Source organism: Microcystis panniformis FACHB-1757 (genome assembly GCF_001264245.1).
Lineage (GTDB): Bacteria > Cyanobacteriota > Cyanobacteriia > Cyanobacteriales > Microcystaceae > Microcystis > Microcystis panniformis.
Map to the genome: position 1 here is coordinate 4,688,813 of NZ_CP011339.1, position 16,344 is coordinate 4,705,156.

11 protein-coding genes and 1 pseudogene are annotated in these 16,344 nt (G+C 40.4%); 8 read left to right on the forward strand and 4 right to left on the reverse strand.

Annotated elements, in window-relative coordinates; all coding sequences use genetic code 11:
- The first annotated feature begins 7 nt into the window (after positions 1-7).
- From VL20_RS22250 to VL20_RS22280, 7 genes are all read left to right on the forward strand, one after another.
- Entirely contained in the window at positions 8-1,210 is a 1,203-nt protein-coding gene (locus tag VL20_RS22250; RefSeq protein ID WP_128575278.1) for an S-layer homology domain-containing protein, read from the forward strand.
- 183 nt (positions 1,211-1,393) lie between these two features.
- Positions 1,394-3,613 carry a heavy metal translocating P-type ATPase gene (locus VL20_RS22255; protein WP_072925622.1) on the forward strand — a complete coding sequence of 740 codons (2,220 nt, stop codon included), beginning with the start codon at positions 1,394-1,396 and terminating at the stop codon, positions 3,611-3,613.
- A gap of 90 nt (positions 3,614-3,703) precedes the next feature.
- Positions 3,704-4,753, forward strand: coding sequence for a uroporphyrinogen decarboxylase (gene hemE / locus VL20_RS22260; protein ID WP_052277836.1), 1,050 nt, complete (start codon positions 3,704-3,706; stop codon positions 4,751-4,753).
- 154 nt (positions 4,754-4,907) lie between these two features.
- Entirely contained in the window at positions 4,908-5,855 is a 948-nt protein-coding gene (locus VL20_RS22265) for an NAD-dependent epimerase/dehydratase family protein (protein WP_052277837.1), read from the forward strand.
- A gap of 613 nt (positions 5,856-6,468) precedes the next feature.
- On the forward strand, positions 6,469-7,569 hold the full coding sequence (aroC, locus tag VL20_RS22270; protein WP_052277838.1) for a chorismate synthase: 1,101 nt from the start codon (positions 6,469-6,471) through the stop codon (positions 7,567-7,569).
- A gap of 13 nt (positions 7,570-7,582) precedes the next feature.
- The gene (locus tag VL20_RS22275; RefSeq protein ID WP_052277839.1) at positions 7,583-8,785 is read left to right on the forward strand and encodes a glycosyltransferase family 4 protein; all 1,203 of its coding nucleotides are present in this window, start codon (positions 7,583-7,585) and stop codon (positions 8,783-8,785) included.
- 141 nt (positions 8,786-8,926) lie between these two features.
- Positions 8,927-10,747 carry a hypothetical protein gene (locus VL20_RS22280; RefSeq protein WP_052277840.1) on the forward strand — a complete coding sequence of 607 codons (1,821 nt, stop codon included), beginning with the start codon at positions 8,927-8,929 and terminating at the stop codon, positions 10,745-10,747.
- An 80-nt stretch (positions 10,748-10,827) separates the two neighbouring features.
- Here the strand turns inward: VL20_RS22280 and VL20_RS33190 are convergent.
- The 3 genes and pseudogenes from VL20_RS33190 to VL20_RS22295 form a co-directional block, all read right to left on the reverse strand.
- Positions 10,828-11,016, reverse strand: a pseudogene (locus VL20_RS33190) (IS30 family transposase); the annotation flags it as partial.
- Between the two features lie 1,166 nt (positions 11,017-12,182).
- Positions 12,183-12,773 (reverse strand): Uma2 family endonuclease, encoded by a 591-nt coding sequence (locus VL20_RS22290; RefSeq protein WP_052277842.1) that lies wholly within the window; start codon positions 12,771-12,773, stop codon positions 12,183-12,185.
- An 821-nt stretch (positions 12,774-13,594) separates the two neighbouring features.
- Positions 13,595-14,089 carry a hypothetical protein gene (locus VL20_RS22295; RefSeq protein ID WP_052277843.1) on the reverse strand — a complete coding sequence of 165 codons (495 nt, stop codon included), beginning with the start codon at positions 14,087-14,089 and terminating at the stop codon, positions 13,595-13,597.
- Positions 14,090-14,453: 364 nt separating this feature from the next.
- On the opposite strand from VL20_RS22295, the gene VL20_RS22300 reads away from it, so the two are divergent.
- Complete coding sequence (locus VL20_RS22300; RefSeq protein WP_052277844.1) at positions 14,454-15,284, forward strand: hypothetical protein; 831 nt, start codon at positions 14,454-14,456, stop codon at positions 15,282-15,284.
- A 129-nt stretch (positions 15,285-15,413) separates the two neighbouring features.
- Here VL20_RS22300 and VL20_RS22305 read toward each other — a convergent pair whose 3' ends face one another.
- Positions 15,414-16,097, reverse strand: a complete 684-nt coding sequence (locus VL20_RS22305; RefSeq protein WP_052277845.1) for a DALR anticodon-binding domain-containing protein — start codon at positions 16,095-16,097, stop codon at positions 15,414-15,416.
- Positions 16,098-16,344 lie beyond the last annotated feature (247 nt).

Here is a 16,344-nt window from a genome sequence, read left to right on the forward strand (position 1 = left end):
AACAATATTGGTAAAGACCGTGAGTAAGTTTATTCGCTACAGTACAATGATCACCCTGCTGGGTATTTTAGGAGCCTGTAGTGGCAATCCTGCCCTAGAAAATCGTCTGGCTGCCGATCCTAATCTACAAACAAATCCCATACCAGAAAACTCTCCTAATAACCAGCAATTACCCGCAAATTTTCCCGCAGAAATTCCTCGATATAGTCAATCAGAATTATTATCCGTGCAGACAAATCCTGATAATACTGGTGGGCAAACTCGTTGGCAATCCAACGATCCCAGCAATGCGATCGAGGCTTTTTATCAACAGGAATTAGTTAATAATAATTGGGAAATTATCACTCCCTTTTCTGGGGAGGGAGTTAATAGCACCTTGACAGCCCGTCGAGATAATTTAGAATTAACTATCACCATAACTGCCACTTCTCCCAATACCGAATATAGCCTCGATTATCGTCCAACGGGAACCCCGATTGCTTCCCCTAGTCCCTCCCCTATTTCTTCCCCCTTACCCAATCTTAATCCCACCAGTTTTAACGATATCGAATCCTTACCTAATCCCTTAAAAAGCCACATTCAAGACTTAGCTAGATTAGGAGTATTAACAGGTAATAACAATCAGTTTAACCCTAATAATACAATAACGCGCAGAGAATTTGCTCGCTGGTTGTTACAGGCTAATAATGCCATTTATGCTAATGTAGCGGGTAAACAAATCCGTTTAGCTACTCCCAATAGTTCCCCAGCTTTTAGTGATGTTAAAAATAACGATCCCGATTATATTTATATTCAAGGATTAGCGGAAGCGGGGTTAATTCCCTCTCCCTTAACGGGAGATAGTAGCGCCCTTTTATTCCGTCCCAATGCTCCTTTAACCCGGGAAGATTTAATCGCTTGGAAAGTGCCATTAGATATTAGAAAAGCTTTACCGAGCGCCAATCTTGATACGATTAAAAATACTTGGGGTTTTCAGGATACTAATAAAATTAACCCGCAGCTGGTGCGCGCTCTTTATGCCGATTTTCAAAATGCTGAACAAGCTAATATTCGGCGAGTTTTTGGTTTTACTACCCTATTTCAGCCAAAAAGACCAGTAACTCGCGCTGAAGCTGCCGCTACTTTATGGTATTTTGGTTTTCAGGGTGATGGTGTTTCCGCTGCCGATGCTGTGCAGGGTCAAGATACGCAACAGAGTGGGGTTAACTGAAATTTGTCCACAAAAACTAAGGGTGTGTCAGGAAAATACAGGCACTATTTTTGACATTTCTTCATATCTATTCAGAAAAATTAACAGAGGATTCTTGACCCTGCAGCTAGGGGAATATTTTATGCTCAAGATATAACTCTGCTGCAGGGGATTTTCTTGCTGACTTCCGCTGCTATTAACATTATGACCCATCAAACTCTCAAACTCGCCGGGATGAGTTGCGCTGGTTGTGCTGATTCGATCGAACGGATCATTAAATCTATCCCCGGAGTGATTCGATGTCAAGTTAATTTTGGCATGGAACAGGTGGATGTGGACTATGATCCCAAGCGTACCGATCTTAACACTATTCAAGCAAAAGTTAGGGATGCCGGTTTCCAAGCGACACCGATAACGGAAATTAATCTCGAATCCAGGCCAGAAAAAGAACTTCTCACTAAACTATCGATCGCTATTGTTATTAGTATTATACTTTTTATCGGTTCTTTACCGATGATGACGGGTTTATCTCTATCTTTTATCCCCCATTGGTTACACGATCCTTTACTACAATTAACTCTCGCTACTCCCGTCCAATTTTGGTGTGGTCAAAGTTTTTATAAAAATGCTTGGAAAGCCTTTAAAAATCGCACTGCCACCATGGACACTTTAGTAGTTTTGGGAACCAGTGCCGCCTATTTTTATTCCCTGTTTTTAACCTTCGGGAGCGATTTTATCGAAAAACAGGGGTTTAATTCCCATGTCTATTACGAAGCATCAGCTATCGTCATTACTCTGATTTTACTCGGTCGTTTCCTCGAAAAACGTGCCAGAAAAGAAACGGCCGCCGCTATTAAACAATTAATGGGATTACAGGCAAAAACTGCTAGGGTAATTAGGGAAGAACAGACGCTAGATATACCAATAGAAGAGGTGAAAGTAGGAGATATAATTTTAGTGCGTCCGGGGGAAAAAATTCCCGTCGATGGCATAATTATCCAAGGCAGTTCTAGCATTGATGAATCGATGGTGACGGGGGAAAGTTTACCCGTGCGAAAAACCGTCAATCAACAGGTAATCGGTGCGACAATTAATAAAACCGGTAGCCTACAAATGCAAGCGTTACGGGTGGGAAAAGATACGGTTTTAGCTCAGATTGTCCGATTAGTGCAAACCGCGCAAGCATCAAAAGCACCTATACAAAGATTAGTCGATCGAGTGACCGCTTATTTTGTGCCGGTGGTGATGATTATTGCGGTAATAACTTTCTTATTTTGGATTCTCCGCACGGGTAATCTCACCCTCGCTTTGATTACAATGGTGGAAGTCTTAATTATCGCCTGTCCCTGTGCGCTAGGATTAGCTACACCCACCTCGATTATGGTGGGAACAGGACAGGGAGCAAAACAGGGAATTTTAATTAAAAATGCCGAAAGTTTAGAATTAGCCCAGGGCATTACTACTATTGTTCTAGATAAAACCGGAACTCTCACCCAGGGTAAACCAACGGTGACGGACTTCTTGACTCGCGAGGGGGTGGGGGATGGACGGGAATTATCGCTGCTGCAGTTAGTCGTATCGGTGGAGAATCATTCTGAACACCCGTTAGGAGAAGCAATAGTTAAATATGGGCGGTTAAACGCCATTAAAACCCTAGAAGTAACCGAATTTGACTCAATAACTGGGTCAGGAGTGCAGGGAAAAGTCGGGTCGGATTTAGTGCAAATCGGTACACAACAATGGTTAGAAAGTCAAGGGATCGAAACAAAAGTTCTTAAAAAAGTCGCCCACGATTGGGAATGGCAGAAAAAAACCGTGGCTTGGATAGCGGTTAACGGGCATTTAGAGGGGTTGATTGCCATTTCCGACGTTTTAAAACCTTTTTCTTCTTCAGTGGTCGCCAAGCTCAAAAAAATCGGCTTAGAGGTGATGATGATGACGGGGGACAACCTCGAAACCGCAGAAGCGATCGCCAGCGAGTTGGGTATCCGGCGCTTTTTTGCCGCACTCCGTCCCCAAGAAAAAGCCGAAAAAATCGAATATTTGCAGAAAAAAGGGAAAATAGTCGCCATGGTTGGAGATGGCATCAATGATGCGATCGCATTGGCGCAAGCGGACTTAGGTATTGCCATTGGCACGGGAACCGATGTAGCGATCGCTGCTAGTGATATAACCTTAATTTCGGGAGATTTACAGGGAATTGTGACCGCTATTGAGTTAAGTCGGGCAACAATGGCAAATATCAAAGAAAATCTCTTTTTTGCTTTTATTTATAACCTAATTGCCATTCCCATCGCTGCCGGAATCCTCTATCCTTTTCTGCTCAATCCGATTATTGCCGGTGCTGCCATGGCTTTAAGTTCCCTTTCCGTGGTGACAAATGCTTTACGATTGCGTCGAGTTCATCCCAGGGTGGGGGGATAATTTTCGTTAACAATTCTTAAGGAAAAACCAGAAAAATTAGCTGTACGGGGGATGATACCGTAGAAAAGGCAATAGAATAATCACCGTGATATGACTGACTCCCCTGAAATACCTTATTTATTACGCGCTGCCAAAGGAGAAATCTTACCCCGTCCTCCCGTGTGGATGATGAGACAAGCAGGACGTTATATGCAGATTTATCGAGAATTGCGGGATAAATACCCCAGTTTTCGGGAAAGATCGGAAAATGCCGATTTAGCGATCGAAATCTCCCTGCAACCTTGGCGTGCTTTTCAACCGGATGGGGTGATCATGTTCTCCGATATCCTCACTCCCTTGGCGGGAATCGGTATTCCCTTTGATATTATCGAAAGTAAGGGGCCGATTATCGATTCTCCCATTCGTACTCAAGCGCAGGTGGACCAACTTAATCCCCTCGATCCCGATCAGTCTTTACCTTTTATCAAAACGATTTTAAAAACCCTGCGTCAAGAGGTGGGAAATAAATCCACTGTCCTCGGTTTTGTCGGAGCGCCTTGGACTTTAGCAGCCTATGCAGTGGAAGGGAAAGGTTCTAAAAGTTATTCTGTGATTAAAGGGATGGCTTTTTCGGAACCCTCGGTACTGCACCAATTTTTAGATAAATTAGCGGATATGATCGCCACCTATGTCCGTTATCAAATTGATTGTGGGGCGCAAGTGGTACAAATGTTCGACTCTTGGGCGGGTCAATTAACTCCCCAAGATTACGATGTTTTTGCCTTACCCTATCAACAAAAAGTAGTTCGTTTGGTGAAAGAAACCCATCCCGATACACCCTTAATTCTCTACATTAGTGGCAGCGCCGGCGTTTTGGAAAGAATGGCTAAATCGGGGGTTGATATTATTAGCGTCGATTGGACTGTCGATATGGCGGAAGCGAGACAGCGTTTAGGTAAAGCGATGATGGTTCAAGGTAATATCGATCCGGGGGTTTTATTCGGTTCCCAGTCCTTTATTCGCGAGCGGATTATTGATACTATTCGTAAAGCGGGTAATCAAGGTCATATTCTTAATTTAGGTCATGGTGTTTTGGTGGGAACTCCTGAAGATAACGTGCGTTTCTTCTTTGAAACTGCTAAAGGATTTAGTTATCAATAAAGTTACTCAGGGAACAGGGGGTGGGGAAATGGGGAAATGGGGAAATGGGGGGATTCAACTAATACCCTAAAACCCTAAAACCCCAAAACACAACACCCTTTTTGACTTTTTACTTTCAAACTGTCCCCTAAATTCTGCCAGATCAATTAAAATAATGAAAAAAATATTTCTAACGGGTGTGAGTGGCTGTATTGGGCATTATATCGCTGAGATTTTACTGGAAAATCCCGACTATGAATTATATTTTTTAGTGCGTAATCCAGAGAAGTTAAAATTTGCTTACCAAGGGCGATCAAATGTTCATATACTTTTAGGAGATATGGAAAATATTGGGGTATATGCGGAGCTTTTAAAAACAATGAATATAGCGGTTTTAATCGCTACCAGTTGGGGAGGAGAGGAGGAAAGTTATCAGATTAATGTGGTAAAAACCCTAGAATTAATTAGTTATTTAGATGCTCAAATCTGCGAGAAAGTCCTCTACTTTTCTACCGCCAGCATTCTCAATCAAAATAATCAACCTTTGCCCGAAGCTGGGGAGATAGGAACTAATTATATCCGCACTAAATATATTTGTTATAGTAAATTTACTGACCTAGAAATCGCCGATAAAATTATCACTTTGTACCCCACTTTTGTCTTAGGTGGTGACGAAAATAAACCCTATTCTCATATCTATGGGGGTTTACCGGATGTGTTGAAATATATCGGTTTAGTGCGTTGGTTTCAAGCTGATGGCAGTTTTCATTTTATCCATGCCAAAGATATAGCTCAAGTGGTGAATTATTTAATCGAAAATACCGCACCAGAAAGCAAAATTGTTCTAGGCAATCAACGCACAACAGCTAACCAAGCAGTGGAGGAAATCTGCGCTTATTTAAACAAAAAAATCTATTTTCGGATTCCTTTATCTTTAACCATTGCTAACTTTTTTATCAAAGTTTTTAACTTGCAGATGGAAGCATGGGACCGTTTTGCGATGAATTATCGCCACTTCACCCACATTAAAACCTATACTCCTGCTGATTTTGGTTTAAAAAACTATTGTTCCACCCTCGATGATGTTTTAACCTTGCGAGGAATTCCCCGAAAAAAACCCTAAGTAGGGTTTGCGGCAAAAAGCTTTTCCTGGGAGCAGGGTGTGGGGTGTGGGGTGTGGGGTTTTACCGATTTTGAGGTAGTCAGTTACCTAATTTTCAGGGAAAAAGTCCAGGAATTTTCCCCCCGATCCCCGCAATGGCTGGCACTTTTTGAGGGGAAAAAAGTCTAAAAGTCTTAGCCAACAAGGTTTTTAGATTTATTCAGCAAACTCTAATTAATTCTGTCTGGATACTATTTTCCTTTATTCGTAGCAGGCATTTTACTCTCTTGGGTTTGGTGGGTAAAATGTATTCTAAAATACATTCCTGCTGGCGAGCAAATGGAACGAACCACAAAGACACAAAGGACACAAAGATTGATCGGTCTTATATAACTTAAACTTATCACACAAAGAATAAGAGAGCCGGCATTTTACTCCCCTCTCCCTTTGGTTGTGGGGGTAAGGGAAATTAACCATCTCTGCGATTACTTTTGAAAAATGGCATCAGTGACAAGAAAACGGCAATTTTCTACTTAAGACTGTCCACTAAAAACTCACATCTGATAACTGATCACTGATAACTGATAACCGCTCAGGTACAATAAAACCTTGAGGCTTAATAGATATTGAGATTATGGGTAACACTTTCGGACGACTATTTCGGGTTTCCACTTTTGGAGAATCTCACGGGGGTGGGGTAGGAGTGGTTATCGATGGTTGTCCTCCGCGCTTAGAAATTTCCGAAGAGGAGATTCAAATCGATTTAGACCGTCGCAAACCGGGACAAAGCAGAATCGTGACCCCGCGTCGGGAAAATGACCTTTGTGAGATAATTTCGGGCGTTTTTGAAGGCAAAACCCTCGGTACACCGATCGCTATTTTAGTGCGGAATCAGGATGCTCGTTCGCAAGATTACAACGAAATGGCCGAGAAATTCCGACCTTCCCATGCGGATGCCACCTACGAAGCAAAATACGGCATTCGCAACTGGAAAGGAGGAGGCAGATCTTCGGCCCGGGAAACCATCGGCCGGGTGGCCGCAGGAGCGATCGCTAAAAAAATCCTTAAATCTGTCTATAATGTCGAGATTATCGGTTATGTGAAGCGAATTAAAGATATTGAGGCAATCATCGACCCCAACACCGTCACCCTCGACGAGGTGGAAAGTAATATAGTGCGTTGTCCCAACGGGGAAACGGCCGCCCAAATGATCGCCCTGATCGACCAAATTCGCCTGAATAAAGACTCGATCGGCGGTGTGGTGGAATGTGTAGCCAGAAATGTGCCGAAAGGTCTAGGAGAACCCGTTTTTGATAAGCTAGAAGCCGATTTAGCTAAGGGGATGATGTCCTTACCCGCGAGTAAGGGATTTGAAATCGGATCGGGATTCGCGGGAACCTTCTTAACCGGCAGCGAACACAATGACGAGTATTTTATCGATGATAACGGGGAAATTCGCACCACGAGCAATCGTTCGGGAGGCATCCAAGGAGGAATCAGTAACGGTGAAAATATTATTATCCGCACCGCTTTTAAACCCACCGCGACTATCGGTAAAGAACAAAAAACCGTGACGCGCACCGGGGAAGAAACCACCCTAGCAGCCAAAGGAAGACACGATCCTTGTGTTTTACCCCGGGCCGTCCCGATGGTGGAAGCGATGATGGCTTTGGTATTATGCGATCATCTGCTCCGTTTTCAGGGACAATGTACGATTAGCGATCGCTTTTTCTAAACCTTTATCTGCGATGAAATTTTTATTCCTTCATTCCAATTTTCCCGCCCAATTTCGCCATTTAATCACGGTTTTAGCTCAAAAACCTGGAAATCAAGTGATTTTCGGCACTACCCGGCAAGAGGGAGAGATAGCGGGGGTAAAAAAATTTATTTACAAGGAAAGTCGCGCTGTTTCTCCCCAAACCCATCATTATGTCCGTCCCCTTGAAAGTGCGGTTTTACAAGGTCAAGCGGTTTATGCTGTTTGCCAACAACTGAAAAATCAAGGATTTTATCCCGATATTGTCTATGCACATTCTGGCTGGGGGCCGGGTCTATTTATCAAGGATATTTTCCCGAAAACTAAGTTTTTAGCCTATTTTGAATGGTTTTATCATGCCCATGGTTCCGATGCTGATTTTGATCCAGAGGATCCCCTCAATGCTGATGCCGAGGCCCGGATTAGAATTAAAAATGCGCCAATCCTGATCGATCTGGTCAGTTGCGATCGAGGTTTATCGCCGACTATCTGGCAAAAACAACAATTTCCCAGCGAATTTCACTCGAAACTGACAGTTTTACACGATGGCATCGATACGGACTATTTTTGTCCCCGTCCCGATGTGCAGTTAGTGATTCCAGAGATAGGTTTAGATTTATCCGGTGTTAAGGAGATTGTCACCTATGCAACCCGGGGAATGGAACCCTATCGCGGTTTTCCCCAATTTATGACGGCTGTTTCCCTAATTTTAGCCCGTCGGCCTAACTGTCATGTGGTGATTGTCGGTGAGGATCGGGTCGCTTATGGGAAAACTCTACCGGACGGCAAAACCTATAAAGAATTGATGTTAGAAAGCCTTTCTTTGGATTTATCCCGGGTGCATTTTACCGGTTCTCTACCTTACGGTCAATATAAGCAGGTTTTACAGGCATCGGCAGCCCATATCTATCTTACCCGTCCTTTTGTGCTGTCCTGGTCAATGTTAGAGGCCATGGCCATGGGTTGCGTGGTGATTGGTTCCGATACTCCCCCCGTGCGAGAATTAATTACTGATGGGGAAAATGGTTTATTAGTGGATTTCTTTTCTCCCCAACAAATAGCCGATCGCGTGGATGAAGTGTTAAATTATCCCCAGCGTTGGCAAAATCTGCGTTTAAATGCGAGGGAAACTATCAAGCAACGCTACGACCTCAAGCAATGTTTACAGGATCATCTAGATTGGTTATTGAGTTGATTTTTCAGTGAACAGTAATCAGTGAACAGTAAACAGTGAAAAGAAAGCTGCGAACTTGCCAGACCTTGCCACTTTCTATGTTAGCATAATTTTGCCCCCCCTAAACGGTTAAACGGTTACTGTGATTTAGAGGATAACCCAATGAACTTATTTATTATAGGCTGGCACATATCAAGCAAAATTCAACATATAGTTTTGGATCAACTTGCTGAAACATCCAAAAGCTATCCTTCATTAGATTCATCGAAATTATGGTCTTGTAAATTCGAGAGTGGCTCAATATTTGGATATATTCCAGAATCACAACCATTTGTTAATTCTAATGTTTTCTATGATCAGGATACCGTTGTTTTTTATGATGGAGTAATAGTTAATTATCAAAATACTTTTAATACTCAGAATGCAAGAGAATTAAATGATCACTGGGGGGAAATATTTTCAGTCTTAGAAGGGAAGTTTGTCGCTATTAAGATATCTATCCACCCACTTAAAATTGAAGTTGTTAACGATTACCTTGGACTCTATCAAGTTTATTACTGGAATCGTGGAAAAACATGGTTAATTAGTAATAGTGTAAGTCTAATTCAAAAAGTAATTAACTCGACCTCTTTTGATTCACTAGGAGTTAATCTATTTCTTTGTCTAGGATGGACTGGACATGATAGAACTTTATGTTCAGGAGTGAAAGTTATACCTAGCGCACAACATTGGCAATTTGATATAAATTTACCAGTACCAAAACAGAAAAACTATTCAGAACAGAAAACCTATTCAGAAAACAACTTAAAGTATCCGAATATCGAGTTATTATTGAGTAGGTTAATTGGAATGTGTGAAATCTTACCAACTAATTTCAGAAGGATTAGATGTGGCTTAACAGGGGGTCTAGATACGCGACTTCTCCTAACTATTTTGACTTTAGCCGAAATTAACGCAGAATACTTTACCTATGGACATCCTGATAGTTATGATGCAACAATTGCTAAAGCAATTGCCCAAAATATGACTCTTGATCACCAAATAGTGACAGTGATAGAAAGAGAAATAGTTGAAATGTGGGATACCATAAGTTTAAGTTTAATGAAACAATCTGATGGTATGGTCAATTTGATGTATGCACCAGACTTGATCGCAATAGCAAAATTGGAGAATAGTCAAGACACCTCGATATATCTAGGAGGAGGAGGAGGGGAAATTGTTAGAGGAAATTATTGTGATGCTGCTTTTTTAATGGGACGGCATGGATATGAAAAAAACATGATACAGAAGTATCTGACTAATCAAACATTTAAGTTTAAGACAATTGCTAAGACAGAAGGACAATTTTTAGTTAAACAATATTTGAATGAATTCGTACAAAATTGCTTCAATGATGGTATTCCGCCCGCAGATATACTAGACTTCTTCTATACTCAAGAACGTATGAGACGCTGGCTTGGAAATCAAGTCAGGTCAAAAAACTCATTTGAATTGTTTTGTACTCGTCCTCTTTTAGAAGTAGCGCTTGGTATGTCTGCCCAAAGAAGATATACATCACCTATCCATTACGAAATAATCAGAAAAATTCCCTCACTACATCAACTTCCCTTCAATAATCAAACTTGGCGTTCCCAAAATGTTCTCATTAACTTATTAGGAAGTTATTTACAAAAAAAGATCAAGATAAAGACTACCAGTAAAAATGCAATCAACAGTAATCCTGCCTTTAATCGCTACAATTTTCTAGCTTGTTCTCAAAATCACTTATTTCTGAAATTAAGAAGTTTTTGTCTAGATAATGAACAATCCCAAGTTTGGGATTTTGTAAGCAGGGAGTTGTTTGAGGAAACAACAAAACTGGAAAATTTTAATTCAAATACTAACCTGCATAATTTTTTTACTACTGTATCCTTAATGTATTATGATGTTTTTGCGTTGCATAACAGAGATATGAATGTAGGAAATCAAAATGCAATGCCCTGAGTTTAAATCGCCGATTCATATCTGAAATGCAAAGAAGTCTGAAGTATGTTTGTAGAATACTTCATCGGGAGTTTGATAGTCAATGCAAAGAAGTCTGAAGTATGTTTGTAGAATACTTCATCGGGAGTTTGATAGTCAAGGTATTTTCGAGGTCTGTGATTAATCAAATCAAACAATCTTTCAAGTTCAGCAGGTTTCTTGATTCTGCAATTTGTTTGTCTGGGAAAGAATTGCCTTAGCAATCCATTGGTATGTTCATTTAATCCTCTATATCACTGGACTTCCCCCGTATAAACATACTAGCTATGGCTCAAAGTCTTACAGAGCCTGAGTTAAAGCAATGTAATACTAATAAACTACTGGGTACAAACTCCTGAAATTCTTACGCAGACAGGGTTTGAGGCAAAATTTTTCAAATTTGACTCTTCGACCATTATAGCTTGTTTCGGGGCAGAAAACCATCAAAAACATGGCTACAGAGGGAATCGCTGACTCTAGAGATTAATGACACCATCTGTTACAATAAGGTTAGCGATCACTATACAGCCAACTCTACGGAATCGCTCTACTCTAGATACAGTCAACGGTACAGCCATTTTCAAAGGGAAAATGTACCCAGTAGCGTCTTTTCAATTTTTTCTGAGAAGCTCCATGCAGTAAGGGTTTTGTTAATTTTTTAGTATTTCTGTATGGGGGAAGTCCAGATATCAAAGCCATCAGCCGTCAGCCATCAGCTAGATAAGCTGTTGATTATAAACCTCTTCTAAAAATCAAAAATTGTCTTGGTTGGTTAGGAGTCAGTAGCCAGTAGTCAGGAGTCAGTCCCGATGAAAAAATTTTCACCACCAGAGATGAAAGAGGTTTCCTTCCCTACACCCCACACCCTACACCCTCTTTCAAGTCAGGAGAATTAAGAATGAATAATATTAAATCTGTTGAGTATAGGCTACATATCAAGACAGGCAAAAGGCAAGAGGCAAAAGGCAAGAGGCAAAAGGCAAAGGGGAGAATAAATAATCAGTTTTTAATAAACGGATTTAGTATGAGAGCATTTTTCAAAAAATACTGTCTTTTAAAGGATTCATATCGCTATTAAATCCTTTCTCTTATAATCCTAATTCCTTGCCAAGCAGGAATATGGCTCTTCTGGTTTCTGTGTGGAAACGAGGTCTATACTGATAGAATATCCGCCAAATAGCGCTGAAAGTCTTGCCTGATAAGCATTTCACGATTCCATAAGCAAAAATTATCAGACAAAATCGAGAAGAGCCGGAATATTACCTGCTCGTCTTTCTTCTAATAATACGGAGGCGATAAAACGGTTAAAAACTTGTTCCCTTTCGCTGGAATATTGAAAATTTAATTCTTGGCATTCTGCAACTGTTAAGTTAACCCATAATCTTTAGATAGGCAGAAAAATTACCATTTTATATTGTTATGTTGATTCAATAATTTTTATCCCTGCTCTAAATTCCCGCAGTGCTTGAGCATGATTTTCTGTATTAATACAGCGCATCAATAAGCCTACATCTAAACTCGGTAAAAGTTGCGATTTACTAACAGCTTCATATCCCTCATTTCCTAAACTATAAAACAATAACTCATCATTCATCCAAAACCAAACTTCGGGAATTTGTAAGCGTTTGTATGCTTCCAGTTTATTAATTCCTCCACTACTAACAACCACCTCAATCACTAAATCAGGATGTTTTCTATTGGCTCCCAACTCATAGGATTTATCACCTTCTCTTTTAACCTTTTCAAATTCATTTTCTAGGGTGACAGAACCAGTAGGAGTAAAATCTAATCCCAAAAATTCTAAATAAATTTCTACTAAAGAAGCAATACGTTTTTTGATAGTTTCGTGTTTTTTCCCTGGCATTTTTCTAATCTCCAAAACTCCATCTAAAAAAGATAACCTTAACCCTGGGCGATCGATTAGCTGTTCAACAGCTTTAAATTCTCTCCAGGTTAAGTCACTAATTAAAATTGGTTCTGCTTCTCGTTCGATTAGTGTAGTTATCATGATTTAAACCCAAATTTAGAGCGTGAATTTTTTCTCAGCATGATATCAGATAAAAACAGATGATCATGGAAAATATCATAGTCTAACAAACTACCCTTAATCATACCATAGCCAGTAAACCTTTTGAGAATACCAAATCATCAGACCTCTTGTAAAAATCAAAAATTGTTGTTAGGATTAGAAGTCAGTAGTCAGGAGAATTAAGAATGAATAATAATCAATTAAATGGTCTATTTACAGATTTTAGACAATCTAATCCTTATTTTTGACGTTTTTGAACGAACCATCAAAAATTAATTATGCAAGAGACATTATCTAAATTACTTGTTAATACTGCACACTTAAAACTCAAATCTGATAACTGATAACTGATAACTGATAACTGATAACTGATAACTGATAACTGATAACTGATAACTGATAACTGATAACTGATAACTGATAACTGATAACTGATAACTGATAACTGATAACTGATAACTGATAACTGATAACTGATAACTGATAACTGATAACTGATAACTGATAACTGATAACTGATAACTGATAACTGATAACTGATAACTGATAACTGATAACTGATAACTGATAACTGATAACTGATAACTGATAACTGATAACTGATAACTGATAACTGATAACTGATAACTGATAACTGATAACTGATAACTGATAACTGATAACTGATAACTGATAACTGATAACTGATAACTGATAACTGATAACTGATAACTGATAACTGATAACTGATAACTGATAACTGATAACTGATAACTGATAACTGATAACTGATAACTGATAACTGATAACTGATAACTGTCTTACTCAGCTTTTACCAAACCCTGAGAGCGAATGCAGGCCTGTTCCCAGCGACAATCGGGATTAACTTCCACTGGTTTGAGTCGCGCCCAGATTTCGCCTTGATCATCGGCATAAAAACTATCGATAATAGCAGGAATACGAGTACCGAAAGGTTCAGTAATCAGGACAGAATCGGTCAGATTAAATACTTCGCCATTAGCTCCCGTCGCTTTTTCGATGACGGGAATTTCTGCTTTGGGAATCGGTTTTCGGAATAGAGGAGCCGAATCGAAACGGGGACGGAGAGGAGATTTTATCTCGCTACTGACTGATTTTACCGTTTCCTCGGCTGGTTTTTCCTCAATTATTTCTGGAGGGGTTTCTGGAGGTTTGGGGGGTACTGCAGCCCTAGAACCCTTTTTAATAATTTGTAGAGGTTGTAGGGGAGGAGTGGATTTAATTGGCTCTTCGGGGGGTTCAGGGGTGCTAGGGGTTTTCTTCGGGGGACGTGGCATGATACGACAAGGAAAATAAAAACTATAGGATTATTGAAGCACATCGAGCCGCTAACCTGCTCGACCGATGCTGGTATCAATTTTGCTGTGGCTAATTCTTCCCTGGCCCTAGGGCCAGACACCCGCACTACAGCTATCTACGAATTAGTCGATTCCCCTCTACCCTCCAACTTATTGAAAAAAGTTCTCATTAAGTATTGACAAAAATTCCTAATAAGCTTATAGTTATTTATAGTGTTCTCCTCTCAAGGATCGGCAGTGGAACCGCGCGGCAGTCTCTAACAATGCGGTTCCCATTTTTTTTGGAACGATAGAAGGCTTTTAACGTCTCTAAACTTCTAGGTTTCCTCATCCTTTGGCTTTTATGAACGATAATTCCGACCTGTACCTCGATCATCTCACCCATGCGGATACTGTCATTACTGCTGAAATTGTCGAGCATGAGAGTCAATCAACAGATGAGACAGATTGGCCGGCTCTATCCTCTCATTTACGTCAACAAAATCAAGAATTACAAGCGGAGATCTGGCGACGGGAGCAAGCTCTCGCAGAACTGCGATCGCGGTTAGCCGAGCAACATCGTCGCTTGCACAGTTGCGATACCCTAATCCAGCAGCAAAACGAGGAACTGCAATACGAAAAGCAACAATTACAGCGAGCTTTAGGGGAAATCGAACAGTATCGTCAAGCAGAACAACGGCAACCGCTGATTATTGCCAATTTGACCGCAGAATTGACCCGCACGCGCCAACAATTAGCCCGTTTAGAGCGAGAATGTGCCTTAATTCAGGAAAGTTATCAGGAAAAAAGCCAAAAACTGTGCAACTATGACCAGCAATTACAGGAATTACGCACCCGTCTTCAACGTCAACAACGCTACACCCTCCAGTATAAAGCGGCCTTGGCTCAGTATTTCCAGCGCGGTAGCGATCGCAATTCTCCCCCGGATTTAACCATTGTCGCCAAGGCAGCCGCGATCGAGCCTTGGTCTCAGACAGAGAATCAAGAAAACGATGAAGTGGCTGCCATAAATGAGTTTGTAGCGGAATTAGAGACAATTGAGCCAGTAGAATCCTTAAAGAAGAAAGACAGGGATTGGCCCGCACCTATCATCTCTCCTTCCCCGAAATATTCCTCTTTTCGGGTTGATTTGCCCACTTTTATTAAATATCGCCAAGAAAAAGATAATTCCTGAACAACAGAAAGAGAGCCGGCGACTGTCCATGTTTCGTCTCGGCTCTCTATTCTGGTTCGCTCCTCACACTAATTAAAATCTATCATAAGCTGATGGTTTTGTCCACTAAATTCATAAAAGTTAATATTTTTATAGCTTCGTCATCGGCAGCAGTTGCCATTTTTGACGGAGAAGACGGTTAAGTAGTTTTTGACTGACGCTAATCAGGATTAATCTCGATCGCTGAATTGGGGCCGATTCTCCGATAATGCGACAGTTACGCTCAAAATTGAGCATCGCTTCGCAAAAATTGGCAGTTAAGGGATAAAGTTTCTGGCTTTCCCAACAATCACAAACGGTTAAAATTTGCAGGATTAAGGCTATTTCGGCGGGATGATGCCATGATAATAGTTCTGGCTCGATTAATCTAACTTTTTCCCGATTGAGCAGTTGTAACAAACCAGAATAGCGAGCGTGGGTGTATTGAAATAAAAAGAAAAATTCTCCTTCGGGATGGAAAGGAAGCTGATCGGAGAAAAATTTATCGATTAAATCGTTTAGTTTCAGTAACCAAAAGGACAAAAATTGCTGATCTAATAACAGTTCTAGCCATCCTTCCCTAAGCTGAATTTGCGGAAAAAGGGCGATTAAATGGTTAAATATAGCTTGACATTGAGCAGGTGTAAAATAATAAAACAGAGGTGAACGATAGAGGATACTATCAGGTTTTGGGCAACGATAGAAAGTTAATTTATGGTTGTTTTCTGGAAAAATATTAATTAATTGTTGTTTTAAAAAATGCTCGATCGAGGGGTGATTGTAGATAAAATTCATACTCAGAAGGGTAAACGTAGTCGTATCAAATGGCTCTCTCTGTTTTGGATTTAGTGAATCATACCTATCAAACGATTCTTGAGCTATTAGTAACTCGGACTTCTTTCTTTAAGGATATTCGTACCATATTAAAATTTATTTTGTTTAATTTTGTTTAAGAACTGGTGGAAATTTTTCTCATTTATTCTCTATTATCAACGAATATGTCCCATTTAAAACTGGACTTCCCCCGTATAAACATACTAGC